The sequence below is a fragment of the Oleiphilus sp. HI0066 genome (assembly GCF_001635725.1).
Genome location: NZ_LWFH01001431.1, coordinates 1 through 670, shown reverse-complemented (window position 1 = coordinate 670; position 670 = coordinate 1). Strand labels below are relative to the sequence as shown.

1 protein-coding gene is annotated in these 670 nt (G+C 41.9%); it reads right to left on the bottom strand.

Annotated features, from left to right (window positions below):
• On the bottom strand, positions 1-670 hold a 670-nt coding region (locus A3738_RS21840), incomplete at both ends, for an imelysin family protein (protein ID WP_156504406.1).

Genomic DNA, 670 nt, shown 5'->3' with positions numbered 1-670 from the left:
ACTATTGAAGCCTAAATGAATGCCCATCTTGGTCAGCGTGTTTTCTAACTCCGAATGAGCATGAATTAAGTCCTGCGCAATGTCTTTTAGCTCTCTGTACTGTTCGTTACTTTTTATCGCCTTTGCTAAAGGTAGGTTTATGCTCATTAGACGGTTTTTCGCACTTTCTAAAATAGAAGTGGTTGATGATAACTCTGCGTTAGGTATGTTTTTTTGCAGCGTTTCGATCATGGCAATGCTAACGTCTAAATTCTCAGTGATGAAGGGGAGAGAAAGGCCACTTCTCCAAGCTTCGAGACGTTGAAATTTTGCTTTTTTTGCGGAGCTGCCCATCGGTCGTAGCAATTTCAAAGCGCTAATAACTTCGAGGTTTTCAGCGGCTCCTTTCAGTAGCGCTGTTGCAGCATCGATCTCATCTTCAAAGAAACCGTCTAGTTGTCTTGGATCCTCAAATTGTTTGCGCATTGACTCTTTCCATTCAACAGCAAGCTCACTGCTGATACGGAGAAGATTTTGTGTATGTAGCGCGAGTAGTTCGCACGATCTGTTACCAATTGGCTCTTTTGAATATAGGATACGCTCTAGTACATTTAAGGCCCCAATACTAAATCGGCTAGTCGGGAACTCTTGCTCACTAAGAGCTATATCTGTATTTTTTTTGAATTCGTGA